The sequence below is a fragment of the Chitinophaga sp. LS1 genome, from assembly GCF_034274695.1.
GTDB lineage: Bacteria > Bacteroidota > Bacteroidia > Chitinophagales > Chitinophagaceae > Chitinophaga.
In genome coordinates, this window is record NZ_CP128362.1 from 4,636,007 (window position 1) to 4,659,669 (window position 23,663).

A 23,663-nucleotide genomic window follows, 5' to 3' on the forward strand; every position below is an offset into this window, starting at 1 on the left:
GCCAATACCATGATTACAGCAGCAAAGATAAGGGCTGTAAAACATTATTCTGGAATGCCGAGGTCCGAATACTTACTACAGATCCGTACTAATCTTCGTGATCTCCGGTGCTTTATAAGCATCCCTCACTGCAAGATTATACGCTGACTGATCACCCTTCACCGCTGCCGCATACAGTGCTTTCAAAGCTGGATCCGCCATCACCGCTTTACCGTAGATGATACCTTCCTTAAACTTTGCCTGCACTCCCAGCTGCTTTTCCGAAGGTGGCACAGAGCTGCTCCCTCTGTGTTTCCCAATCAGCATCTTACCTGATTTTTTCTGTGTGATCGTCATAATCTTCCCAATAGATCCGGAAGACTCCTTCAATAAGAGGTTATTAGATACTCCCCATTTATTAGACAGCAATAGGTGGGTTATTAATTAAAGAATCAAATCTATTACTACTATTATAAACTTTCTCTTTTTTTGTTACTTTTTTTCTCTTTGTGAATTGCTGTGAATATGTGGATAACTTATCAGCAGCGCCATAAACATCAGCAGGAGTAACATATCCAAGGCTTTGATGTTTTCGTTCCCAATTATAGAATTCCACATACCTGTGAATTCCTTTGTATAATTCCAGCGTGCTGTCGTAAGCATTGAGATAGATGTTCTCGTATTTGATGCTATGCCAAAACCTTTCAATACAAATATTATCTGTAGCTCTTCCAACACCGTCCATGCTGAATTTGATCTCAGCATTTAATACCGCTGAGGTGAATTCCTCACTGGTAAACTGGCTTCCCTGATCTGTGTTTAGGATCTCAGGAGTGCCATAGATGGAAACGGCCTTTTGAAGGGCTTCCAGGCAGAAATCAACAGTCATGGTATTACTTAGCGTCCAGGATAGCAAATACCGGCTATGCCAGTCTATAATCGCACACAGATACATAAAACCTTTCGCCATCGGAATGTAAGTGATATCCATGCTCCAAACCTGGTTGTTCCTGTCAATATTAAGCCCCTTTAGCAGGTATGGATACTTTTGGTGGTATTTATATGCCTCGCTCGTATTGGGAACCGGATATATGGCCGAAATATCCATTTTTCGCATCAGGCGCCTAATCCGCTTCACATTGACAACCAGATCATCTGTACTCAAATGTTTGGCCATCCGAACAGCCCCGAAATAAGGATGTTCAAGGTGGAGACGATCAATCTGAGCCATCAGCTCCAGATTTTGTTTGCTCTCTCCTTTAGGCTCATGATAATGACTGCTACGGGATACTTCAAGCAATTGACATTGACGTACAATGCTAAGCTCCGTATCATCCTTGCTTACTATAGCCATCCTTCCAGTTCTTCCCATAGACCTGTTCAGATTTTTTTTTCAACCAGTCATTCTCTACCTTGAGTTGACCGATTTGCTTATATAGTTCATCCTTTTCTTCCTGGTGATCTGTTGCTTCAGAATCAGCTTTCTTACCCTGATCAAATACCTGTTCAGAGCCTGATAACAGCTGTTTCTTCCACTCCGTTATCTGAGTGGGATGTAAATCATACTTCTCAGCCAGCTCTGCAAGTGTGAGTTGTTCTTTTAAGGCTTCTACTGCTACCTTCGCTTTAAATGCTGCATTGAACTTTCTTCTTCCCTTGTTCATATCGTAAATTTAAGATGTTTTTCCACTTAAACTTACTGTCCGATTTTTGGGGAGTATTATATTATCTGTCTTTGCCATAAAAATTGTTTTTGAGGTTCAACAATAATGAAAGGCCATTCTTCGAATGTTCTTCGAATGCGCTTCGAATGTTCTTCGACCTTTCTTCGATCATCCTTCGACACGTCTTCGACGCTTCTTCGATGCTTGTTCGACGAACAGTCATCCAGTGGAACAAAAGGTGCCTCTCCTTCATCCCGGGCACAGCCTGGATCACTATCGCCTTACGACAACAATATTAACACGACAATCCACACCAAAATGAAAAATCTTTTGACGAAGGGAAAATTAACAGTTGGCAATTATAGAAAGAGGAGTTAAACGAAAGGAGGGAGCTACAAAATAATCAACAAACGACTAAATAACTGTTCCGCATAAGTTCTTGACAGGGGAATTTCCCTGTCAAGAACTTTAACACTATTTTCAGTCACACTGGTGATAGACTCTAATGCTACAATGTAACTACGATGTACACGGCAAAAGAGTGCCACGGGTAGCTGTTCCTCCAGTTGGCTGAGGTTACTACTTACCAGGTAAGTACCCTCTCTTGTAATGATCCTGGAACATCCGCCACTGGCCTCTACCAGTATGACGACTTGGCTACTCACCTTCGTGAAAAGCCCTTTACTTTTGCGAACAAATAAATCTACAGTCATAAATAAATGGGGGTTTTTATCTCTTCGAATTAAGCATCAGCAATCGATAAGCAAGATAAGCCGGGTCATGCTCAGTATAAAAATTACAGTACTCGCGTAAAGTAGGTTTATACTTCTTCGGTTTATGATTGGCGTCACGATAATCCTTGAATAGCCTTTGCGCATTACGAAGAGATTGATCAGTTAATTTTGCGATATCACAAGGATGTATCGCTGAATCTATTATACGTGCAATTTCGTCATTAACGACAATTGCGACATTAACGCCACTTTGCAATAGTTCTTAATTTTCATGCTTATTTTTATTTAGGGTTTAATTTACGTGGCAGCACAAATATAAAAATAAATGACCTTATCACAACTTTTTTAAATCACAAAAATTTACAATTACGCTATGCTAAAAAACGATCAACGCCCCAACAGGCGTAAGGAGAAACGTGTATCAAAAAAAAGAAAAATGAATAGAGAATTGATTCACATTGCCCGTGCATCCAAACTCATTCTCACAGTATGTTATTGCGGCCCTGTCTATATGCAACCTGACCGCAGCAGATTTAGATTACTTCAAAGATTTCTTTACCGGGAAGTACTCAAAAATGATTCATCCAATACTTCAGGAAAACGACATATAAGTATGTCAGGCCTGCGTCCATTGATAGGCTATGACCTGGATCCGAATCAGGCCCTGTCAGATTTTTTTGATGTCTTTTATACAATTAATGTGCAGGACTACACAAAAATTATGATTGACATATCGTCTTTTATCCCGGCTGCACAGGTAATAAGTCCCACCAATGCTACACATTGCAGAATAATAGCGGTAGCTGCAGCATTGGATTTTTATAACTATTCAGCTTACATGCAATCAACACAGTCTTCGCTTATTCCATTGAACCGCGATCCTGTAAATGCTTTTAATCTGACAATACCAATGCCCCAACCTCTTGGAGAACCCATCGTTATCCTGCTTGGCCTCTCATTCATAAATGGAGAAATAGCAGAACCAGGCATCCCGGTATACTGTCAGTCCGTAAAAATCATTCATGTAGAAAACGCAACCCCTAAAACACAAACACAAATTCAAGCGCCAACGAATGCCCAAACCCAACCCCAAACTTATACACAAACACAAACACCATGAATTTTCCATTTTTCCCCCTCCACGACTTACGCGTCAGCGTGGAAGAATACCTCTGTGAGTCCGATGAACTCAAAGACGCAGCATATGATAATCTCCAGGAGACGCTCACATTTATGCAAGACGCAATAGCCGACTTTATGCTATCCGCTAAAGACGATGCTGTATTAAGAAGATACATGCGTACCTGGCAGGAGCAGGTCAGACAAATATTCGACCAGGTCCCACTATCATGGCTCGGTGATCTGGATCCACAAGAACCATCTGCATATGATGACCCTGCTGCCAGAAATAAGAATGTATGCTATGAATGCTTTCGCCTGCTAAAGGAGATGCAGCTTCAATATCCATCCCATTTCGACAAAACCAGTGCACCACCATTGATCTATATAGAAATTGAAAAATCAATGTATCACCACAAGGTGCTCCTCATCGCACAATGGATGGAAGAGAAAGGAAAACACTTACAAAAACTATGGCGCATTATGTATGCCGCCATCTGCAAATTATGGAATCAGGCGAATTCCCGATTTAGTTATCACGAACATGACTATATCTGGAACCTGGTTACCCAACTAATGGCTCTCATTAACACACAGGGAGAAAACCTGCATAAAGATCAGGTATACGGGCTTTTGTTTTACCTCAATTTTAATGAAATCACTTTTATGCACCACCTCACCTCCTCCATCACGGCAGAGATGGAAAGTACGGTGTTGACAGGTGAAAAAATAAAGATTCTGAAAAATATGAATAGCACAACCAAAGATATCCTGGTCAGAAACGACGTGATCTTTGATCCGGGAAATCCACCCATCACTAAAATGCTACGACGCTGGCTGCAAGGCCAACTGGAAGAACTGCAATCCTAAAACCATCAACATACATCCCATGAATTACATCATTCATCTCAATGCCTTCTTAGATAAGGCAGCAAAGGAGAAATGGATGGTATCATACCACTATTCCCTTTACATGGCACTCTTTAACACCTGGAATAAACTGGGGTTTAGAAAAACATTTAACATCCGGCGCGACGAAATAATGTCCGCAGCAAAGATCAAAGCAAAATCTACCTATTACCGCTGCATCAAGGAACTGCATGCACATCAATACCTGGTCTATTATCCGTCTGCGCAAAGACAATGCCCGGCCACTATATCCATGATTCCATTAGATGGACTCACAGAACGGTTAAACAGACCACAAAACACGAAAATGGAGAATGCTATGGTCTCTCTGGAAGGACACTTATTACAAACTAATATAAAAACTATATCAAATGATGTGTCAAATGGTCTTCCCAATCTGGAAGAAGTACTGAAGTTTTTCTCGACGCAAAATTATCCGAGAGAAGAAGCACTAAAATTCTGGTATCACCATGAAGCCACGAGTTGGCTCACCGGCAATACCCCGGTGCAACACTGGCAACCACTCGCGCATAAATGGATGTTAAACGTCTCAAAATCTAACAACAACAATGAGGATTACGACCAGTCTTTTTAACTACAAACAAATCCTGCACCTGCTGGCTGAAAAAGGCAGGGAACAATTCGGGAAACACTTCCATATACACAACGAAGACCTCCCTGTATGGATACCCATCATCGCCTGGATGCTCCGTGATGAAGAAGTGGCCAACGAGTTTAACATCGACCTGCATAAAGGCATCTTTCTAGGTGGGCCGGTAGGAGTAGGCAAGACACACATCATGCGCTTAATGCAACTCATAGTTCCGGCGCCGCTAAACTACGAATTACAAAACTGCGACAGGGTCAGTGCAGCATTTAATAGACAAGGTCCTGTTACCCTGGACAAATACATCGGTGACCCTGAAAGAAAAGATAGTTATAACCACCGTATCTGGTGCTTTGATGATCTGGGCATGGAAGAACCCGGACATTACTATCGTATTACCTGCGAGGTAATGAAAAAGATCCTGTTAGGAAGACATGAGTTGTTCACTCGCTACGGTACCTTTACGCATATCACATCGTCATTAAATCCTGATGCGATTGAAAGAAAATACGGGAAAGAAGTGAGAAGCCGGATGCGGGAAATGGTAAACAGGATCACATTTGATAAAGATACGAAGGACAAGAGAGGGGCTTTCAAGCATATAAGGAGACCATAGCATTCGCTATGGTCTCCTTTAAAACACACATATGCCCGAGGGAGCACCACAATAATGGGGCCTTATTGACATCTGATTCCTGATTATCACCTTTTCCAATATTTTCATGACGAGAATCATACCATGACATTACTAAGTACTTTTTCCTCCACTAATATCCTTGTTATTTTTGTGATGTTTCTTTTACCGGTTATAATAGTATTTGTCATACTAAACCTATTGCCGAAGAAAAATTCAGCAGGAAGAAAGTACACTCTCCTTCTGATCGGAATTGCTTTGTTAAGTATGCTCGTTGTATACACTCTTGTACTATAACCAGTAAAAGACATTGGAATAAAAAATAACCCAATCATGAAAAGTTATATTCCTAAGGCAAAAGATGACCTTCAGGCCGTTAGCATTTTGGAAGAGTTACCATTTGAAGAAGTCCGCATGGACGTAATCAGGCTATTAGAATGGGTACAGGATCTTCGCTGGCATGTGTCGAGACCAATAGGAGAATATCTGGCGCCGCATGTGAATGAGATCAAAGATGAAATATTGCAGGTCTTTTCGACCGATGATGATGAATGGAAGTTTAGTATCATGGCTGGCTTGATAAAACAGGCACCTATTAAACTGGATGAGGAACTGGAAGTGGTGATTAAGAGAATGAGGGATAGCCCGACGCAGAGAGAAGAAGATGCAGATCTGAAATGGATCGCCGAGAAGATATTAAATTAGTGGTGCTGCGAAAATGAATTGATTTTCAGGAACAAAAGATATTAAAATGGTACGCTGGCAGTGTACCATTTCTTTTGTATATGACCAAACTCATAGCAGGATTTAGCAGCTTTTTGTTTATTATTTCCTGCCAGCAGGGCAATACATCAACTGCTGAGCAAGAGTCTGTAAATCAAAAAGTCACTTCTGCTCACGAATTAGAATTGATCGTACCGCGTAGCCATAATTTAAAATTAGTTTACACCATAGTGACAATCTTAAAACCCTCCCCATACTCCTTCATCTCAATCGAATTCGCCACCTTCCCCGGCAGCTCCACCATCATATTCTTCCACGGCGTATATGGCAATACCTTCCACATCTGCTGACTCATCCCTCAAATACCTGCCTGATAATTGCTTTCTGTTTATTGATGTCTTTCCGATCGTAGTAAAAAGGACTTGATGGTCACCTGCCATCCGTATTTACTCAGCCACCAGCCGGGCACCGGACCAGCGATGCTGGCGCCGGAGATGAGTATATGTTTTCCTTTCATATTGTAAAAGTAGCTGAAACAATCCTATCCAGGTAAAGCCAACCAAAATGACCGGTAAAAACCAATTTTGAACCGGTGAAATATCTGAACCTTCTAAAGGCCGACTTTTACCCCATGAAAAATCAAGGTCCGAAATATCAACACAAAAATATTTTTATATTTACATAAACACCCCGTTATGGCTATCAACACCCCAGATGAATTCTTCGCACACCTTTCCCAATGGAAAGATGAACTGCTCACCCTACGCAAGATCCTCCTCAAAACCGGCCTGGAAGAAACCTTCAAATGGGGTAAACCCACCTACACTTCCAATGGCAAAAACATAGTAGGCATCAGCGACTTCAAATCCTACTGCGGACTCTGGTTTTTCCAGGGAGCCTTATTAGCAGACAATGCCAAAGTATTGATCAACGCCCAGGAAGGTACAAAGGCCATGCGTTCCATGCGCTTCGCCTCCGTAAAAGAAATTGATGAAAAACTGATCAAAGATTACGTGGCCGAAGCAGTGGCCAATGAAGCCAAAGGCATCAAAATAACCGCTGATAAAAACAAGCCGCTGATTATTCCAAAAGAACTACAAGACCTGTTAGACACAAACCCCGTACTAAGGGAGAAATTTGAAAAACTAAGTAAAACCAATCAACGGGATTTCGCAGAACACATCGCCACCGCAAAACAGGAAAAAACCAAACAGGCAAGATTAGAAAAAGTAGCCACCCTCATAGCACAAGGTATCGGTCTGCACGATAAATATAAATAAACACGCATACGACTTTGGCAGGTTGTGACCCTAAATAACCCCAAAAAACAGTCCCGCCACGACTGGCAGGACTGATTCCATTTTCGTCATTTTATCTAAATCGAACTGCGTTATTCCTTATCCCACCAAATCCTCGCTACATCCGTATTCCCACCATCCAGGCGCTCCACTGCAATTGCCAGGTTATCCGGATTGGTCGTCGCCTCTGATGTCGCATACTTAAACCGCCTCGGTATCTCCCCACTCTCATTCGCCGCATTTACCGAAGGCGTCAACACCGGGTACCCCGTCTTCCGCCATATATTCCACGCATACAAACCATTCGGATACACCGCTATAAACTGCTGTATCGCGATCTTCTTCACATTATCTGTGCCCCATACAACTCCTTCCTGTGATAAATACTCATCCGGCATATCCTCTCCCCAATCATCAAAAGACAACTGAATTCCCGCAGCATATAAAGCTGCCGCACTCTCCGTCGTCCAACCCAGATTCGCTGCCTCTGCCCGAACCAGCGTGATATATGCCGCTGAGATCAATACCATCGGACTTGTCTGCAATCGCAGATCTCCCCGTAATATCCTCGCATAACCCGTATGCGCCGCCGTCCAGTTCACAATCTCCGTCCTCGTTACACCATAAGGCAATCCCAAAGAAGAGGATGTCGTATCCCCCACAGTCGTCGTCGCACCACCAAAAGCATGCTGACGCGTATCACCTAACGATGCCATCAGATCGGTCATCGTTTCACTCTCCCCATAATCTGAGCGGGAATAATATGTCTGGTACCAAAGATTCTGATAAGCATCTCCCGGATAAACAATACTGAAATTCTCATCATTTGCAGAAATATACCCGCCTGCATTGCCAAGCGCTGTATTAAACGCTGTCGCGGCCGTTCCACCCGCGTCCGGATAGCGCTTCGATAATTGTATCGATGCCAGCATAATAATAGAATTGCCTACCCGCTTCCATGCATCAGGATCACCATCAAATGCAATGTCCCCATCAATGGTCGATGCATCAATAGAATCTACCGCACCTCTGATTGTACTGATAATACCACTATAAATATCCTCCTGCTTATCGTACGCCGGCTTGGTATTCGCATCCCCCTGCAATGCTTCACTATACGGTACATCCCCCCAGTTATTTGTAATATTCAAATAGTAATACTGTTGCAGGATCTTAACGACCTGCACCATATTATTAGTAGTACTACCTGCATACCCCATTCGGATAATCTGCTGCAAATAATTCAGGTAAGCGGAATAATACCCGGTGAAAGAAGAAGAGTTGTCTGAATAAAAACAAGTACCCGGGTATTGTGACTCCATGGCATACTGCACATAAATCCCCTGAGTAATGTAAGTCGATGCTGTATACGCCAGTGTATAAGTCAGAAAACCTCCCGCATCTCCAGTATTTACCGCCGTAGGATTTTCGTTCGTATCTCCGAAGTCTTTTATTTTACTACAAGAGAACAAACCGGCTATCAAAAAACAATATATATACTTTCTCATTGTTGTCGATTTAGAATTAAAAGTTCAGTGTCACATTCATACCATAACTTCTGCTACCAGGCAGGTTAGCCGATTCCCCATACACATTGGCAATCTCTGACGGATCAAAGTCACCACCTGTCTTGCTATACAGCAACCATAAGTTACGCGCCACCAGCGATACATTCGCGCTGTTAAATACCTTGTCTAGTCTCAGCTTTTTCAAGGGTACATTATAACCAACAGAAATTTCACGCAGCTTCACAAACGTCAGGTCATATACATAATCATTAAAGATGTAATTGTTGTACATGTTCTGATAGTAGGTATGTGTATCTACATAAGTATCTACTTCAGTTCCATCAGCTGTATACCCTTTTAAATGCATACCTCCGCCATCTTCCACCGCATCCCTTTTAGGTTTACCTCTGTCATTCAGCCCGGCAGTTCTCGCTGTCAAGCCACTGAACGTACCCCACACTTCAGATAAGGAAACGAATTTGCCACCCAATTGCCAGTCTATATTAAAACTGAGCGTAAAGTTTTTCATGATCGTAAATGAGTTCTGTACACCCCCTGTATGTGTAGGCAAAACACTTCCATAATTGTAGGTAGAATTATTGACAAATGAAGTTCCACTGGCATTTACCAACGGGCGGCCTTTGGCATCATACGCTTTACCACCACCAATCAGTTGTCCCCAGCGCTTACCAGCCACATGGTACAGTGAAGGGAAACTGGTACTCCATATCGTACCCTGACTCGCCGTTTGATTGATATTGTATTCCTTACTGATTTCCTCCACATCGTTCTTAATGAGTGGAGACCAGTTAGATGTCAGGTACCATTTGAAATTCTTTGTAGACACGGGTATTACATTCAGGCTAAATTCCATCCCGCTGCGCTCAATAGCACCTATATTCGTCAACATAGATACATATCCGCTGGCGCCATTGATGGTCACTGTATAAGGAAAATCCTTATCCTTGGTTTTGAAATAAGTAGCGGCAATGGTGATCCTGTCTTTCAGGAAACCCAGATCCATGCCCAATTCAAATGATTGGGAAGCAGCCCCGTGAATCTTTGAATCTACCAATGCTGCGTTCGTATACATAAGCAGATTACCATTCCATTTGTTATTCAGAATACCATATAGTGATCCCGGATACCTGTAAGCACCAAATGTTTCACTGGTAGTACCTAATGCTTTGGGTACTTCACCCCAGGAGGCCCTTACCTTACCATAGTTGAGGAATGGTAACACGTTTTTAGTAAATTCAGAAAATACAAATGAGCCCCCGATTGATTTAGAGAATACACTATTATCATCAGCCGGTAGTGTACTGAAATAGTCGTTTCTGGCAGTCGCATTCAAAAACAGGAAGTTCTTATATCCCAGGTTCAGGTTGCCGAAAAATGCACGGTATTTTTCTTCTGATCTGCCGTTGCCGGATGTAGCCGTGTTTACAGAGTTGCTGATCGTGTAAAGATTATAAATGGATAATCCTCCACTCGTAGCAGCATAGTTTGTTTTAAGGAGGTACTTGTAAAAGTCCGCACCCGCCATCGCATTGATTGAGAAATCATGGATCTTTTTATTATAACTACCCTGCAATTCGATATTGCGCTTGTTATTATTTTCGCTATAGGTATAATAATAACCAACCTCTCCCGTCTGTCCACCACTCATGGCCAGATCTGAGCTACGCATATTTTCTATCCAGAGTATCGCCTGTTGTTTGCGGTAGGTAGCTGTGAATTTCAGGTCCTTATTTACTTCGTAAGTAAAGGATGCATTGCCAAAAATGCGATCAGTATTTTTATTGTAGTTGACATTGTTCAGATAGGTATAAGGGTTATACCAGTAGTTGCCGGAATAGAAATTGTCTGGATCTGAACTACTGTAGGATGTTGGATTCAGGTGGTTCCAGCTGGCATATACCCCATCATCCGTCTTCAGGTTTTGCAGTTCCTTCATAATACCAATATCCAGGTCCCTGTGAAACCACTGGTTAAAACTTCCCGTCGTTGCATTGGCATAACCATCACTTACTTCGCCAAAAAGGAAAGTATTATCATAGGTGATATTTGCAGCTACCGAAAAGTGGTTATTAATAGCATAGGTACCAGTCGCATTCAGGTTGTTGCGCTTTTGATATTGCGTAGGTACCATGCCTTTGATGTACTGGTTTTGATACGCCAGTTTAAAGTTTAGCTTATCACTGTTATTCGAAAATGATACACTGTTATTGGCAGTAATACCTTTGTTAAAGAAGCTTTTTGCATTGTTCGGCTGTGGTGTAAGGGCGGCTGTCTTGTAGGAGTATTTAGTGCCGCCATACCATGCATACCAGGGAATATATTCCTGCCCGCTCATCTTCGGACCCCAGCTGGCATCATCCGCATAGTCATGATAATACTTACCATCCAGCGCCTGCCATGCTTCCGGTTGCCCTGTTGTATAATGGTATTGAATAAGTGTATCAGAAGATCCGCCGGCATATTCATTCTGATAACGCGGCAGGTTCATAACATTGTCTACCTGGATCCCCATATTCACCTGCACACCTACTCCATTACCTTTAGCACCTTTTTTCATAGTGATCACTACCGCACCATTCGCACCTCTTGAGCCGTACAATGCACCGGCTGCAGGGCCTTGCAGAATGCTCACATCCTGTATCTCATCCTGGTTGATACTGTTGATGTTTGAAATAATGGTACCATCTACAATGTAAATGGGTGAATTGTCTGAACCGGTAGAAAAACCTGTAACACCTCTTAACAGGATAGAAGCATTAGATCCCAGCTTGGCGGCAGACTGGCTCCTGACCTGCAAACCAGCTACTTTACCTGCCAATGCATTGCTAAAATCGCTTTGCCGGATGGTGTTAATCTGTTCACCGGTTACTACCTGTGCATTGTAGGAAGTAGACCGTTTAGATTGTTGTGTACCATAAGCGCCGGATACAAGGACCTCTGACAAATCACTGGCAGCGGGCTTCATTACGACATTGAGTTGTGCAATAGCTGTGATCTGAATATTTTCCGTTTTAAAACCAACACTGCGTAATACCAATGTTTTAGTTTTTGCAGGCACACTGATGGAGAATGTACCATCCGGACCGGTGACGGTACCAAAGGATGTTCCGACTACACCGACGGTGACTCCCGGTATAGGTTCATCATCAATACCGACTACCTTTCCGGTAATTTTTCTGGTGTCCTGGGCCATGAGGAGACTGACTTTCAATAGAAAGATCAAAAGGAGCGCGGGTAATTTTCCTTTCATAGTTGTTTGAATTTAGATTTTGGTTTAAAAAAAAGAACCTGAGTAGGTGTTGGCAATAAGTCCCTCTCCGCGATTCAGAGTGAGAATCACGGACGTTAATAAGCATCATAATAAGGCGCGTTGCCGCGTCACTTTCAATAGTTGTTTTGCAATCTTTTAAATACAAATTTGCTTATACCCCGTCAGCATAGGTATAGCCAAAGACATTCATTCACATATGATTGAATAACAAAATAACAGGATCATCATTTCGCCATTTTGGTTGACATTTATGTTTTAATCAAATGATAAGTTCAATAGTTCGGGTACTATAACTGGATAAAAACTTAGTGCGTCTTTTGCTCATATAAAAATAGTAAAAGCAAAGATTCCTTGTTTGTATTTATCAAATTTTAAGAAGAGTCAGCTAAAATACGGGCAACCTGTTTTACAATATATAGGGATCATATAATATGATTATATGTATTTCCTTTGGGGGTAAAAGCCATATCTACAGGGCGATTGGTTGATTATTGAGCACCCGGATTTTCTATATAGAGTGCGGTGCTTATTAACTTGTGGATTTTTTTATATTGGGTGCAGCACTATGGTGTGAATTATATTTATGGTATATTCGTCTTATTGACAATTATAGCCGATGAGACATCTATTTACCTTTATCCTGCTCACGCTGACAACATTTCTGCACGCACAGATCCATCCTGCTGCTCCCTGGCCGGATAACAATGGCAATCATATTCAGGCACATGGTGGTGGCATTATCAAAATCAAAGATACTTACTATTGGTACGGTGAAGAAAGACGGCAGGGACTGGATACCGGGTATCGTTATGTGAGTTGTTATGCAAGTAAAGACCTGATGCACTGGACTTCCAAAGGGGATGTGTTAAAATTGTCTGATCCTGAAAATCTCGGACATCATTGGGTATTGGAAAGACCGAAAGTATATTACAATAAGAAATCTAAAAAGTACGTCATGTACTTTCACCTCGATAACCGTAGTTATAAATTCGCCCGGGTGGGGATTGCGGTGAGCAATAAACCCGATGGTAATTATACTTACGTAAAGAGCTTTCGCCCGCTGGGTTTCGAAAGCCGTGATATCGGGCAGTTCATCGATGATGATGGTACGGCGTATATAGTATTTGAAGACAGGCCCAATGGCTTTCACATTGCGAAGTTGTCAGATGATTACATGGATGTGGAGAAGGATATGAGCCTGGTGAAAGCACCAATGGAAGGAGGGGCGATTGTACATTATAAAGGACTGTATTATTCCATTGGTTCACGGCTCACAGGCTGGGACCCTAATCCCAATAAATACGCTACTGCTCCGACCCTGGAAGGTCCGTGGACGGAGTTTAAAGACATCGCACCACCAGAAAAGAAAACGTACGGCTCACAATCTACGATGTTACTGAAAGTAGATACCACGGTGATATTTATGGGTGATATCTGGAAGCCTAAAGAACAATGGAATTCCGCGTACCTTTGGATGCCATTGCAGATAGGTGATGGAAAGCTATTCCTGCCGGAGCCTCAGCCCTGGACGATAGATGTGAAGACGGGGGCGTGGAAAAGGATAGATGCATCCACGGAGTCTAAATGAGATGGTATGATGCATCTGTGGTATCTAAATGAGATGGTATGATGCATTCATGATATCTAAATAAGATGGTATGACGCATTCATGTTATCTAATGAGATAGATGGTATGATGCATTCATGTTATCTAAATAAGAGGCCATTTTACCGAAATAGAATTATTCCATAAAGCAACTCCCTTCATCCGTATTTGCCTGTTTTTTTACGCTAGCAACAGCTCCCTAATCGTTCCATTTCCGGGCAAATCCACTGCGACTACCACCACCTTACCACCAGGCGGTAAGTCCACCGTTTTATAATACCAATCCACGCCATTCCGCCCCAATACTGCCTTGCCCCTTTCTAATATGCTGCCTGCAGCATCGACTACCCGTACTTCCACTTCCGCAACCCTGAATTCATCTTTCGCCGTCACCACCACATCCATCTCTTCCAACCGGATTTGCTGGATCTCCGGAGACCTGAAAGCATCCTTCACCGCCATATTATAAGCATTCTGGCCAGGTCCTGCGAGGGATTGATAATAAGCCTTTAACACCGGATCTTTCAGTATTACCTTGGCATAAGCCGCCGCAATTTTCATCTTATATCTTGCTTCCAGCTGTTTTTTCGTTGGCTTTTTCTTTGACGGACCGCGTTTCTTCGCCATGATTATCTGCCCGTTCCTTTCGTAAATCGTGATTTGATCGCCGAGCGTGCCTCGCACGAGTTGGAGGAGTATGTTGTCTTTTACAAGCGCCATAACAAACAATTTTGGGATTATAAGAACAATATTAATACATACGCTGGAGCTATAGTGTGACTATAATACCAAATGAGTACTAACACATCACTAAATATTCACCTCAATATCAAATCGATATATGGATGTACTTGTAATGACCTTATAATGTCGTTTTGGTATTGTAGTCACGACGTATTTTGTACCTTTGCACCCTATGGTTAAGATCGATCAAATAGTGCTGCCCGATTTCCCTTTGCTCCTTGCGCCTATGGAAGACGTGAGCGACCCGCCATTTCGCGTGGTGTGTAAAGAGAATGGTGCCGACCTGATGTACACGGAATTCATTTCCAGCGAAGGACTGGTGAAGGATACCGAGAAATGCCGTCGTCGGCTGGCCATATTTGGAGAGGAAAGACCGGTTGGCGTACAGATCTTTGGGGGCGATGAGGACAAGCTCGCTATGGCGGCTAAAATCGTCGATATGACCCAGCCAGACCTGCTGGATATCAACTTTGGCTGTCCGATCAAGGGGATTGTGAACAGGGGAGCAGGATCAGGAGTATTAAAAAATATCGATCTTATGGTGCGCCTCACAGAAGCCTGCGTAAAAGCCACCCACCTGCCGGTAACGGTAAAGACACGCCTTGGATGGGATGAAGATTCAAAAAATATTGAGGAAGTGGCGGAACGCCTGCAGGATGTAGGGGTGAAAGCCCTCGCCATTCATGGCAGGACCCGGTGTCAGTTGTATAAAGGGGAGGCCAACTGGGAACTGATTGGCAAGGTGAAAAATAACCCACGGATCAGGATCCCAATCTTTGGAAACGGGGATATTGATAGTCCGCAGAAAGCATTGGAATATAAAAATCGCTATGGAATTGATGGGATAATGATTGGCCGTGCGGCCATCGGGTATCCATGGATTTTCAGAGAGGTAAAGCACTATATTCAAACAGGGGAGCTATTACCCGGTCCAAATCTCGCAGAAAGAATCGCCGCCTGCAAGCTTCAGTTAAGTAAATCTATCGAATGGAGAGGGCCGCAAATGGGGGTATTTGCCATGCGGAAACACATGACTACTTATTTGAAAGGGTTGCCAGCGTTTCAGGAGTTTCGTAAGCGGTTGGTATCAACTACTATTCACGAAGAAATAGAGCAGGTATTGGATGAAATACAGGCCGCTTACAAAGGATTTGAATTTGAAAACAAACCTATTCAACTGGTAAACTATCACGAGAATTGCGCACTTTGATAATGGCTAGACCATATTAAGGAGTTAGTCGGATCTGATATTATCCAAACTAATGTAATATCCTGATTACATTCACCGAATTCGGCTTTAATACCACTTGCAAAGAATCTCCCACCAACGTCTCCGGTACATATTCCATCGGCGCTTCCATACTATTCTCCGCATTCGCAGGAGCCGATAAGGAACTAATTACTAAAACATGCTTCCCCGCTGTTTCAAGTTTAATATCCGCCATTACTGATGAACCATACCCATTTACCGCTTTTACAATAACATCCCCATTCTTCGCCTTCCCCGCTATACTATAGAATTTCTGCGGCGGGATATATTGCATAATCAATGTATCATTTAAAAAGCACTTCACCGTATCCTTGCCCACGTCTAATTTTACATCATACCAACGCCCGGTTTCCAAAGGATTTATTTTCTTTTGATCTGAAATCCCCGCTACGTCATACCCATTCGTAACACTTTCAAATACACAATGACTATTCCACCATGAACCAATATGTGCCCGTAAATAAGTATTACTATCCAATACTGCAAACGGGATCATGAACGCATTGACCCCACCTGTTTTGCGTGCCTTCAGTGTTAATGTGTAACTATCGAAAGAGTGGTTTTTTAATACTGCCAGTTGCTGTGCGCCTTCCGCAGTTTGCGCAATAGAAGAGTCAGTTACTTTCCAGGCACCTCTTGGAAATGACCATTCTGAAAGATCAAATGCCTGACCATTTACTTTGATATCTTTGAATTCAGCTTCTGTATCCCATGTGCCTACACCAATACCTCCTGAATAAAGTGGGGCGTCATTATCAGAAGAAACAGTAACTGATGTAGGTAGATTGAAATCCGCTTTATTATCTGCGAGTAATTTAATGGCATAATAAGAAATACGCGCATAACTATTCGCTGCATCAAAATGAATAAGATTAACCGGCCAGTCTACATCATGTTCATTTACTAAAAGAGGAGCGTAAGAAGACATCTTTACTAAATCAGCATTCTTCTCCATGCTGAGTACATAAATTGCATCACTTACCGCCGCCTGCATATTACCTGTGCCTACGCCGGAATTGGTGGCGTATTCTCCTACATACATATCCCAGTCGCCACGTTTGTATTTATCAAAGTGATCGAAATTCCGCATGCTCCAATAAGCATCTTTGTAAGCATGTTCATCTACCCGTTGTACATGTTGCATACTGTCTAAGGTATGCCTGTTTACATCACCGATGCCCATGCTGGCCAGGATGGTAATGTTTGGATACTTTGCATGTATGGCATCATAAAAGCGATTATATCGCTTTGCATAGACAGGGCCATGCTGTTCATTGCCTACCTCTACATATTTCAATGGAAAAGGTGTGGGGTGCCCGTTGGAAGTCCTTAGAGCTCCCCATTTGGATGTAACCGGCCCTATGGCATATTCTATTGCATCCAGTGCATCCTGAATGTAGGGTTGTAATAATGAATCTGGTACTGATGTGCCGCTACGGTATTCGCAGGATGTACCTGCGTTGAATACAAACAATGCATCTGCATGGATATCTTCACAGAATTGCAAATATTCATGGTATCCAAATCCATCGCTGCTCCAATATCCCCACGGACTAAATGTACCTGGGCGATTTTCTAATTTACCAATCGTGTTTTTCCAGTTGGGCGCGCTTTCAATGGTAATGCCTTCTACGAAGCAGCCACCTGGCCATCTTACAAAGGATGGATGCAGACTGTCGATTAGGGTAGCAATATCATTGCGTAAGCCGTTAGGTCTGTTGTGAAAAGTTTTGATAGGAAATAGCGAAACGAAGTCTACATTTGCAGTGCCTTTCGAGCCAAAGTCTAAAAAGAATTTTGCTTTGTCAGCCGTACTATCTGGCACAAGTACACATTCGTATTTTTGCCAGTCATTATTAGTGGCAATATCAAATTGATGTGCAGCTATGATATGATCGTGAGATGTTAAACCTGCTGTGACAGTACCTTTATACCCTCTTAAATAGAAAGATAGTTGATAGCTTTCACCAGCTTTCACAGCGATACCCCAAAAGCCTTCATTGATTAAGGTGGCAGGGGCTTGTAGTTTTAATGAGTGTGGTGTAGCAGCCGATAAAGGGTGATCTATAGTCAGAAAAACATTGGGAGAAATTAATTTTGCATTAGTCCCGGATACAACCTTGTCGTCATTACTATCCCTTTTCACCGACCATGCCGGCCAGTCACTCTTATAAGGCCATTCCATTTTCCATTCTGTTGGCGGCGCCTCCAGCATACCATTTACCAGTTTAGTCCCCGCTGGTATCCGACTCTCTTCAAATCCCCTGTTCTGAATCATTTCAGCATATAATCCCCCTTCTCCTGCATGACTGATTTCTTCAAAAAAGATGCCATGTAAGGTAGACGGGATTGTATCTTCAGAGCGTAAACTTTTAACCTCAATTGTACTTTGTATAACAGGAAAGGCTTTTAGCAATTTTACCCCATGCGGTGGTATTTTTGCACGAAAGCTATCTGTGCAAAATCGTTCATCACGCTGTCTCCATACATTATGTAATAATACTTTTGATGGCAGTCCTACCTCTTTAAATGATAAGGTGATATCACGATATACTGTATCTAAATTAAATATTCCAATTGCCTTGCTACCATCAGATAATTCCTTCACCCAGATATTATCCTTCACCCGTACCGCCTGCTTCCCTAATGTATCCTGATCTATCGCAATCACCTCATCATTCGTCAATAAATTCAACGTAAAGCTATCCAGTTTGCTAATATCGCAACCAATCAACAACGGTGCTGATAACAAACTCCACAAACTTACATGCGTATATTGCTCATCAGGTGTCAATCTGGAAGGATGCAGACTTTCTCCCCAACCCACCTGACCTACGATCATCATATCCGGATCATTCCATTTACCTGGGCCTGCATACGGTGCCAGTGGCCCCTGACTAAACCCGATATTATATAGGCTCTCCCATGTATCATCGATATCTTCTGTCGTACGCCAGCTTTGGGCATTGACAGATGGCCCCCATTCCCATACCCGCTTCATCCCATACTGACAAAGATTGTATACAATATCCCTGTTTTGCGACGCCAATGCCTGCTGCATCACTTTGAACGGATAGATATAAGCAGCTAATGACGTATCTGTTTGCACATAACTACACCAGTCATATTTTAGATAATCTACTCCCCATGCACTATAGACATTTGCATCGGCTGATTCATGTTGATATGAACCCAGAAAACCGCCACAGGTCAGTGGGCCGGGGGAGGAGTAGATACCGAATTTTAAACCTTGATTGTGTAGCCAGTCACCGAGTCCTTTCATATCTCCAAATTTTTCATTGGGTGAAAGATTACCATCTGCATTGCGTGCTGCTGCCTGCCAACCGTCGTCAATGTTGATATAAGACCAGCCATGATCTGCGAGGCCTTTGTCAATCAACGCCTGTGCAGAGTTTTTTACTTTATCTTCGCTCACGCTCAGGCCCCAGCAGTTCCAGCTGTTCCACCCCATAGGAGGCGTGAGTTGTAAAAGAGAATCGACTTTTATCAGGATGGTTTTTGAAGTAGTACCATGGGAATTGGACACCTGTATTTGAATAGGGTAGTGGCCAACAGCAGCAATGGATCCTTTTATGATAGCTCCTTCCTGCATAAGACCGGATGGCAATCCTGTTACTTTATAAGTTAAAGGTGTGGCGCCTGTAGCTGCGATACGGAATAATATAGGATGGCCGGGACGTGCACCTGATACCAACGCATTATTGATTCTTGGGAATACACCTGGCGCGGGTGTTTGAATGTAAGGGACTATTATCTGTCCTTGTGTGGTCAGACCAGTGCCCGTTTCTTTGAATGTGTATTTAAATACAATGCCATCTTTCTGAGGTGCATCAACTGGAAAGGTTTTCTCTTCAAGGGGAGCAAGACTTGTTGGAATAGAAGCATGTTTAATCTCCCGGCCTTCATCTAAAACTGAATAACTAAAGGTCCCTTCTATTCGCAGGCCAAAGTTATTCTTAATCTTACCCAAACTTACATTGATCCCATCCACTTTCTCCAACATATCTACAAAAGGCTGTCCCATAAATATCCCTCCGGTGCCACCGCCATCATACACCCTCACCGCTATCACATTCTCCTTATCCCATTTTATAGCCGGATGATCTGCCGCTAAGTGATACGACCGCACATTCGGCCATTTACTTACATACCCACCTTTATCCTCCGGCGTAGTACCTGTTTTACCAATTAATACACCATTCAAATAGGTAGCATCCACATCATTCACATGTGCGAGAAATATCCGTAAGCTATCTTGCCAATGCCCGCTCTTGTGTAACCGAACATGAAACCGGTACCACGCATATCCATGGTAATCAGGATAGCCTTGTTCCTGCCAAACCTTACCCGGAACAATAGTCCCCCATGAATGATCATCAAACGATGAAGAAGCCCAAAGTGGAGCATCACCTGTTTTGAATTTTGCAGAAGAAAATACGACTGCTCCGGGATGCTGTGCAAAAGCAACAGAAGAAATCAGCGGGAAAAGGATGATCAGAACAGGTGTCAGATATCGTTGGATATTGCAATTTAAGAATGCCTGCTTAAAAAGAAATAGCGTTAAATCCCTGGTCAGATCCCTATTTGAGAATACCTGCTTAATAGAAAATAGCTTCAAATATCTGGTCATATTACCATGTAAGTATGCCTGCTTAGTGAGAAAATGCTTCAAATACCTGCTCATATCGCAATATACCTCCCCGTACCTTTTGTCAGTTTACACATTTTGCCGTATCTTGCGCAGATTTTAGTAAATTAAATTATAACCCCATGCCTTACATTATGGTAGACATCGAGAGCGATGGCCCTATACCCGGAGATTTTTCCATGATTTCATTTGGTGCCGTGCTCGTAAACGAAAAATTAGATCAGACCTTTTACGGTCAGTTAGCTCCTATTTCTGAAAAGTATATTCCTGAAGCACTCGCTGTATCTGGTTTTAGCAGAGAAGAAACAAAGACTTTTAAAGAACCCAAAATTGTGATGGCGGAATTCAAAACCTGGATTGAAACGGTTTGTGGAAAGGATCGTCCTATCCTGATCAGTGATAATAATGGTTTTGATAGTATGTTCATTGCATGGTATTTTCATCACTTTATTGGGACTAATCCATTTGGGCATAGTTCGCAGAATTTAGGAAGCCTTTTCAAAGGAATGGAAAAGGATATGTTTAAGAACTTTAAACATCTGCGGGTAACAAAGCATACACATCATCCGGTAGATGATGCAAAAGGAAATGCAGAAGCACTGCTGACAATGAAGAAGGAATTAGGACTGAAGATCAGGTGGTGAAAGCCTTCACGCTAAATTTCCGCAACTGAACCCACCACTGGCATTGGAAAATACCGACTTCTGTACATTCGTACCTTTTAATATAGTGATATAAGCATCTTTGAGCGTTTGCCGCGTTACTGTATCAGCGGGTTGACCATAGATTTTACCTGTCTTCTGGGCAATGGCAGGCATAGACACAAACAATAACAGGTACAACAGAATATTATTCTTTAATGATGGCATCCAGGTTAAATGGTTGGGCTTGAACGTAAAAGTACGGATTAACAACGGTTAACAAAAAGTTAATATACTCCCATCTCATTATAGAATAGCTTTGCACCTACTCAAGTCGTATGGCAGTGGGACAAAACGATGAAATACAACTTTGGGAACAGTTTTGCAGAGGGGATAAGCGGGCATTCGACAGTGTGTGGGCTTATTGGTTCCCTATACTATTCAAATACTGTAACAGGTTCACCGACGACAAGGGCCTGATCAAAGATGTATTACAGGATTTTTTTATTGAGCTATTTACCAGCCGTTCCCGGCGTAATAATGTACAGCATTTAAAGAGCTATCTCATGATCGCTGTACGTCGTAAACTGCTGCGTGTTATCAGCCAGCAGAAAGCCAGATCCACCGAGGATTTGGGCAACGATGAAAGCTATGGCTTTTACCTCGATCTCTCCGCCGATCATCCCATCATTCAACAACAGGAATTGCATAATCGCAAACAGTTGGTACAGCACGTTATTAATGGACTGAGCAACCGTCAGCGTGAAGCAATTTATTTGTATTTCTTCGAAAATATCGGTTACGAAAGTATTGCTGAAATCATGTCTATGAAAGAAGTGAAATACGCCAGAACCCTCATCTATAGAGCGCTGGACGAAATGCGTGATACCATCACGAAAAATAAGCAACTCACTGAACTGCTGTAACCGAAAAAACATAAAATTTACTTAGGGTATTCAAATTACTTCCAGCCTCTTATTGATAGCAACTGGTCAGGAATGAGTAGCGATATGTGATCATGGGAAATAACAATTGTAACCGGAAAAAAGATAAAATTTTCTGAGGGTATTTGAATCACTTTCTCCCTCTTATAAATAGCAATCAGTCATGTATTAGAAGCGAGATGCTATCACAAAAAAATGATCATAATTTCTTAACGTATCCAAATCACTTTCTATCACTTATTAGTACTAGTCAGTCAGGAATAAGATATAAGATACCATCACAAGAAATAAAACAACTATCATCAAAAAAAAACTTAAAATTTCCTGAGGGTATTCTATTCACTTCCTCCCTCTTACTAATAACAATGGATCAAGAACAATATACAGTAGCGGATCTGATGACCAATCCCTCTTTCAGAGCATGGGCCGATCAGTCAGATGAAAAGGCCCGCGCACATTGGGAACAATGGCTCGCCGCCCACCCGGATCGTCATGATGATGTGAACACCGCTTTCACCTTACTTTCTTTGTTGAAAGAAAATGAAAACGGACCTTCTCCCGAAGATATGCTTGAAATGCAGGATAGATTCGATACCACACTTGGCCGCCAACGCCGTATGCTGCTATACCGCTGGACAGCCGCCGCTGCATCACTGTTATTGCTTATTACTACAGGTATATTATTCAATAACCGTAGCACCACCATTCACACCGGTATCGCTATGACGAAAGAAGTAAACCTGCCGGATGGTTCCAAAGTATTACTAAATGCCAACACTACTTTAAAATACAAAGGGCACGAAGTATGGATCGAAGGGGAAGCTTACTTCAGCGGTGAACACCATGACCTGAAAGTACATACCGGTGGCATGGATGTAGCTGTTCTCGGTACCGCATTCAACATCTACAATCGTAAACAACAGATTGAAGTATTGCTGGAATCAGGCAAGGTAAATGTAACCGGTGCAGGATGGGCGAAAAACGCAGGTACCCTACACCTCACACCCGGTGAAATGATCCACCTCGATGCCACCAACAAAATGATGACCCGTATCAATCCAGAGACCTTCACATCCTGGAAGAACGGCCGTCTGATCTTTAAAAATACACCACTATATAAAGTTGCCGCCATACTGGAAGAAAATTACGGTTTTCACGTCCGGTGGAAAAGCACCAAATTACAAATGGAACGCTTCTCCGGCTCATGTCCCTTAGACAATACAGACATTCTCCTGGCAGCTATTCGGTCAGTGTACAATGACCAGTTAATAGTCCAGGCTAATCATACTATTGTATTCGAATAAGCTATTATTACTTCGTAA

At 42.5% G+C, this 23,663-nt stretch carries 22 protein-coding genes; 12 read left to right on the forward strand and 10 right to left on the reverse strand.

Going from position 1 to position 23,663, the window contains the following annotated elements:
- Positions 1 to 75: 75 nt before the first annotated feature.
- The 4 genes from QQL36_RS19185 to QQL36_RS19200 all read right to left on the reverse strand — a co-directional run bounded on the left by QQL36_RS19185 (position 76) and on the right by QQL36_RS19200 (position 2,356).
- Positions 76 to 408, reverse strand: coding sequence for a hypothetical protein (locus QQL36_RS19185; protein ID WP_321566441.1), 333 nt, complete (start codon positions 406 to 408; stop codon positions 76 to 78).
- Positions 398 to 1,351, reverse strand: a complete 954-nt coding sequence (locus tag QQL36_RS19190) for an IS3 family transposase (protein ID WP_321566442.1) — start codon at positions 1,349 to 1,351, stop codon at positions 398 to 400. The genes QQL36_RS19185 and QQL36_RS19190 overlap by 11 nt, the downstream gene beginning before the upstream one ends.
- A complete protein-coding gene (locus QQL36_RS19195; protein ID WP_321566443.1) occupies positions 1,311 to 1,643 on the reverse strand; it encodes a transposase in 333 nt (110 codons plus the stop codon). The genes QQL36_RS19190 and QQL36_RS19195 overlap by 41 nt, the downstream gene beginning before the upstream one ends.
- 392 nt (positions 1,644 to 2,035) lie before the next feature.
- The gene (locus QQL36_RS19200) at positions 2,036 to 2,356 is read right to left on the reverse strand and encodes a LytTR family DNA-binding domain-containing protein (protein ID WP_321566444.1); all 321 of its coding nucleotides are present in this window, start codon (positions 2,354 to 2,356) and stop codon (positions 2,036 to 2,038) included.
- A 457-nt stretch (positions 2,357 to 2,813) separates the two neighbouring features.
- Between QQL36_RS19200 and QQL36_RS19205 the strand changes: the two genes are divergently transcribed.
- The 6 genes from QQL36_RS19205 (at position 2,814) to QQL36_RS19230 (ending at position 6,719) form a co-directional block, all read left to right on the forward strand.
- The gene (locus QQL36_RS19205) at positions 2,814 to 3,497 is read left to right on the forward strand and encodes a hypothetical protein (RefSeq protein ID WP_321566445.1); all 684 of its coding nucleotides are present in this window, start codon (positions 2,814 to 2,816) and stop codon (positions 3,495 to 3,497) included.
- Positions 3,494 to 4,366: a hypothetical protein gene (locus tag QQL36_RS19210; RefSeq protein WP_321566446.1), complete on the forward strand. Its 873-nt coding sequence runs from the start codon at positions 3,494 to 3,496 to the stop codon at positions 4,364 to 4,366. The genes QQL36_RS19205 and QQL36_RS19210 overlap by 4 nt, the downstream gene beginning before the upstream one ends.
- A gap of 19 nt (positions 4,367 to 4,385) precedes the next feature.
- Positions 4,386 to 5,000: a hypothetical protein gene (locus QQL36_RS19215; RefSeq protein ID WP_143709008.1), complete on the forward strand. Its 615-nt coding sequence runs from the start codon at positions 4,386 to 4,388 to the stop codon at positions 4,998 to 5,000.
- Positions 4,975 to 5,628, forward strand: coding sequence for a hypothetical protein (locus QQL36_RS19220; protein WP_321566447.1), 654 nt, complete (start codon positions 4,975 to 4,977; stop codon positions 5,626 to 5,628). Before QQL36_RS19215 ends, QQL36_RS19220 begins: the two co-directional genes overlap by 26 nt.
- A 351-nt stretch (positions 5,629 to 5,979) precedes the next feature.
- Positions 5,980 to 6,351 carry a DUF5071 domain-containing protein gene (locus QQL36_RS19225; protein WP_321566448.1) on the forward strand — a complete coding sequence of 124 codons (372 nt, stop codon included), beginning with the start codon at positions 5,980 to 5,982 and terminating at the stop codon, positions 6,349 to 6,351.
- Positions 6,352 to 6,431: 80 nt separating this feature from the next.
- A complete protein-coding gene (locus QQL36_RS19230; protein ID WP_321566449.1) occupies positions 6,432 to 6,719 on the forward strand; it encodes a hypothetical protein in 288 nt (95 codons plus the stop codon).
- A 38-nt stretch (positions 6,720 to 6,757) separates the two neighbouring features.
- Here QQL36_RS19230 and QQL36_RS19235 read toward each other — a convergent pair whose 3' ends face one another.
- Positions 6,758 to 6,886 (reverse strand): hypothetical protein, encoded by a 129-nt coding sequence (locus QQL36_RS19235; protein ID WP_321566450.1) that lies wholly within the window; start codon positions 6,884 to 6,886, stop codon positions 6,758 to 6,760.
- 178 nt (positions 6,887 to 7,064) lie between these two features.
- Between QQL36_RS19235 and QQL36_RS19240 the strand changes: the two genes are divergently transcribed.
- Positions 7,065 to 7,649: a YdeI/OmpD-associated family protein gene (locus tag QQL36_RS19240; protein WP_321566451.1), complete on the forward strand. Its 585-nt coding sequence runs from the start codon at positions 7,065 to 7,067 to the stop codon at positions 7,647 to 7,649.
- Positions 7,650 to 7,759: 110 nt separating this feature from the next.
- Here the strand turns inward: QQL36_RS19240 and QQL36_RS19245 are convergent, their stop codons facing one another.
- The gene (locus QQL36_RS19245; protein WP_321566452.1) at positions 7,760 to 9,175 is read right to left on the reverse strand and encodes a SusD/RagB family nutrient-binding outer membrane lipoprotein; all 1,416 of its coding nucleotides are present in this window, start codon (positions 9,173 to 9,175) and stop codon (positions 7,760 to 7,762) included.
- 16 nt (positions 9,176 to 9,191) lie between these two features.
- Positions 9,192 to 12,446 carry a SusC/RagA family TonB-linked outer membrane protein gene (locus QQL36_RS19250; RefSeq protein ID WP_083726969.1) on the reverse strand — a complete coding sequence of 1,085 codons (3,255 nt, stop codon included), beginning with the start codon at positions 12,444 to 12,446 and terminating at the stop codon, positions 9,192 to 9,194.
- 637 nt (positions 12,447 to 13,083) lie between these two features.
- Here QQL36_RS19250 and QQL36_RS19255 point away from each other — a divergent pair.
- Positions 13,084 to 14,055, forward strand: coding sequence for a family 43 glycosylhydrolase (locus QQL36_RS19255; RefSeq protein WP_083726971.1), 972 nt, complete (start codon positions 13,084 to 13,086; stop codon positions 14,053 to 14,055).
- Between the two features lie 198 nt (positions 14,056 to 14,253).
- On the opposite strand, the gene QQL36_RS19260 is transcribed toward QQL36_RS19255, so the two are convergent.
- Positions 14,254 to 14,793 carry a hypothetical protein gene (locus tag QQL36_RS19260; protein WP_321566453.1) on the reverse strand — a complete coding sequence of 180 codons (540 nt, stop codon included), beginning with the start codon at positions 14,791 to 14,793 and terminating at the stop codon, positions 14,254 to 14,256.
- 196 nt (positions 14,794 to 14,989) lie between these two features.
- Between QQL36_RS19260 and dusB the strand changes: the two genes are divergently transcribed.
- Positions 14,990 to 16,027 carry a tRNA dihydrouridine synthase DusB gene (gene dusB, locus QQL36_RS19265; RefSeq protein WP_321566454.1) on the forward strand — a complete coding sequence of 346 codons (1,038 nt, stop codon included), beginning with the start codon at positions 14,990 to 14,992 and terminating at the stop codon, positions 16,025 to 16,027.
- Between the two features lie 49 nt (positions 16,028 to 16,076).
- Here dusB and QQL36_RS19270 read toward each other — a convergent pair whose 3' ends face one another.
- Complete coding sequence (locus QQL36_RS19270) at positions 16,077 to 20,738, reverse strand: alpha-L-arabinofuranosidase C-terminal domain-containing protein (RefSeq protein WP_321566455.1); 4,662 nt, start codon at positions 20,736 to 20,738, stop codon at positions 16,077 to 16,079.
- Positions 20,739 to 20,878: 140 nt separating this feature from the next.
- Here QQL36_RS19270 and QQL36_RS19275 point away from each other — a divergent pair, with 140 nt between their 5' ends.
- Positions 20,879 to 21,400 carry an exonuclease domain-containing protein gene (locus tag QQL36_RS19275; RefSeq protein WP_321566456.1) on the forward strand — a complete coding sequence of 174 codons (522 nt, stop codon included), beginning with the start codon at positions 20,879 to 20,881 and terminating at the stop codon, positions 21,398 to 21,400.
- Positions 21,401 to 21,406: 6 nt separating this feature from the next.
- On the opposite strand, the gene QQL36_RS19280 is transcribed toward QQL36_RS19275, so the two are convergent.
- Entirely contained in the window at positions 21,407 to 21,625 is a 219-nt protein-coding gene (locus QQL36_RS19280) for a hypothetical protein (protein WP_083726989.1), read from the reverse strand.
- Between the two features lie 110 nt (positions 21,626 to 21,735).
- Here QQL36_RS19280 and QQL36_RS19285 point away from each other — a divergent pair, with 110 nt between their 5' ends.
- Both QQL36_RS19285 and QQL36_RS19290 read left to right on the forward strand, forming a co-directional pair.
- On the forward strand, positions 21,736 to 22,323 hold the full coding sequence (locus QQL36_RS19285) for a sigma-70 family RNA polymerase sigma factor (protein WP_321566457.1): 588 nt from the start codon (positions 21,736 to 21,738) through the stop codon (positions 22,321 to 22,323).
- Positions 22,324 to 22,706: 383 nt separating this feature from the next.
- The gene (locus QQL36_RS19290; protein WP_321566458.1) at positions 22,707 to 23,645 is read left to right on the forward strand and encodes a FecR family protein; all 939 of its coding nucleotides are present in this window, start codon (positions 22,707 to 22,709) and stop codon (positions 23,643 to 23,645) included.
- Positions 23,646 to 23,663 lie beyond the last annotated feature (18 nt).

Excerpts from the sequence above, each read along its gene's own strand:
- QQL36_RS19225 (WP_321566448.1), top strand. The coding sequence starts at position 5,980 with ATGAAAAGTTATATTCCTAAGGCAAAAGATGACCTTCAGGCCGTTAGC.
- QQL36_RS19240 (WP_321566451.1), top strand. The coding sequence starts at position 7,065 with ATGGCTATCAACACCCCAGATGAATTCTTCGCACACCTTTCCCAATGG.
- QQL36_RS19235 (WP_321566450.1), bottom strand. The coding sequence starts at position 6,886 with ATGAAAGGAAAACATATACTCATCTCCGGCGCCAGCATCGCTGGTCCG.
- QQL36_RS19210 (WP_321566446.1), top strand. The coding sequence starts at position 3,494 with ATGAATTTTCCATTTTTCCCCCTCCACGACTTACGCGTCAGCGTGGAA.
- QQL36_RS19285 (WP_321566457.1), top strand. The coding sequence starts at position 21,736 with ATGGCAGTGGGACAAAACGATGAAATACAACTTTGGGAACAGTTTTGC.
- QQL36_RS19255 (WP_083726971.1), top strand. The coding sequence starts at position 13,084 with ATGAGACATCTATTTACCTTTATCCTGCTCACGCTGACAACATTTCTG.
- QQL36_RS19220 (WP_321566447.1), top strand. The coding sequence starts at position 4,975 with ATGAGGATTACGACCAGTCTTTTTAACTACAAACAAATCCTGCACCTG.
- QQL36_RS19245 (WP_321566452.1), bottom strand. The coding sequence starts at position 9,175 with ATGAGAAAGTATATATATTGTTTTTTGATAGCCGGTTTGTTCTCTTGT.
- QQL36_RS19275 (WP_321566456.1), top strand. The coding sequence starts at position 20,879 with ATGCCTTACATTATGGTAGACATCGAGAGCGATGGCCCTATACCCGGA.
- QQL36_RS19230 (WP_321566449.1), top strand. The coding sequence starts at position 6,432 with ATGACCAAACTCATAGCAGGATTTAGCAGCTTTTTGTTTATTATTTCC.
- QQL36_RS19190 (WP_321566442.1), bottom strand. The coding sequence starts at position 1,351 with ATGGGAAGAACTGGAAGGATGGCTATAGTAAGCAAGGATGATACGGAG.
- QQL36_RS19260 (WP_321566453.1), bottom strand. The coding sequence starts at position 14,793 with ATGGCGCTTGTAAAAGACAACATACTCCTCCAACTCGTGCGAGGCACG.
- QQL36_RS19280 (WP_083726989.1), bottom strand. The coding sequence starts at position 21,625 with ATGCCATCATTAAAGAATAATATTCTGTTGTACCTGTTATTGTTTGTG.
- QQL36_RS19200 (WP_321566444.1), bottom strand. The coding sequence starts at position 2,356 with ATGACTGTAGATTTATTTGTTCGCAAAAGTAAAGGGCTTTTCACGAAG.
- QQL36_RS19270 (WP_321566455.1), bottom strand. The coding sequence starts at position 20,738 with ATGACCAGATATTTGAAGCTATTTTCTATTAAGCAGGTATTCTCAAAT.
- QQL36_RS19205 (WP_321566445.1), top strand. The coding sequence starts at position 2,814 with ATGAATAGAGAATTGATTCACATTGCCCGTGCATCCAAACTCATTCTC.
- QQL36_RS19195 (WP_321566443.1), bottom strand. The coding sequence starts at position 1,643 with ATGAACAAGGGAAGAAGAAAGTTCAATGCAGCATTTAAAGCGAAGGTA.
- dusB (WP_321566454.1), top strand. The coding sequence starts at position 14,990 with ATGGTTAAGATCGATCAAATAGTGCTGCCCGATTTCCCTTTGCTCCTT.
- QQL36_RS19215 (WP_143709008.1), top strand. The coding sequence starts at position 4,386 with ATGAATTACATCATTCATCTCAATGCCTTCTTAGATAAGGCAGCAAAG.
- QQL36_RS19290 (WP_321566458.1), top strand. The coding sequence starts at position 22,707 with ATGGATCAAGAACAATATACAGTAGCGGATCTGATGACCAATCCCTCT.
- QQL36_RS19250 (WP_083726969.1), bottom strand. The coding sequence starts at position 12,446 with ATGAAAGGAAAATTACCCGCGCTCCTTTTGATCTTTCTATTGAAAGTC.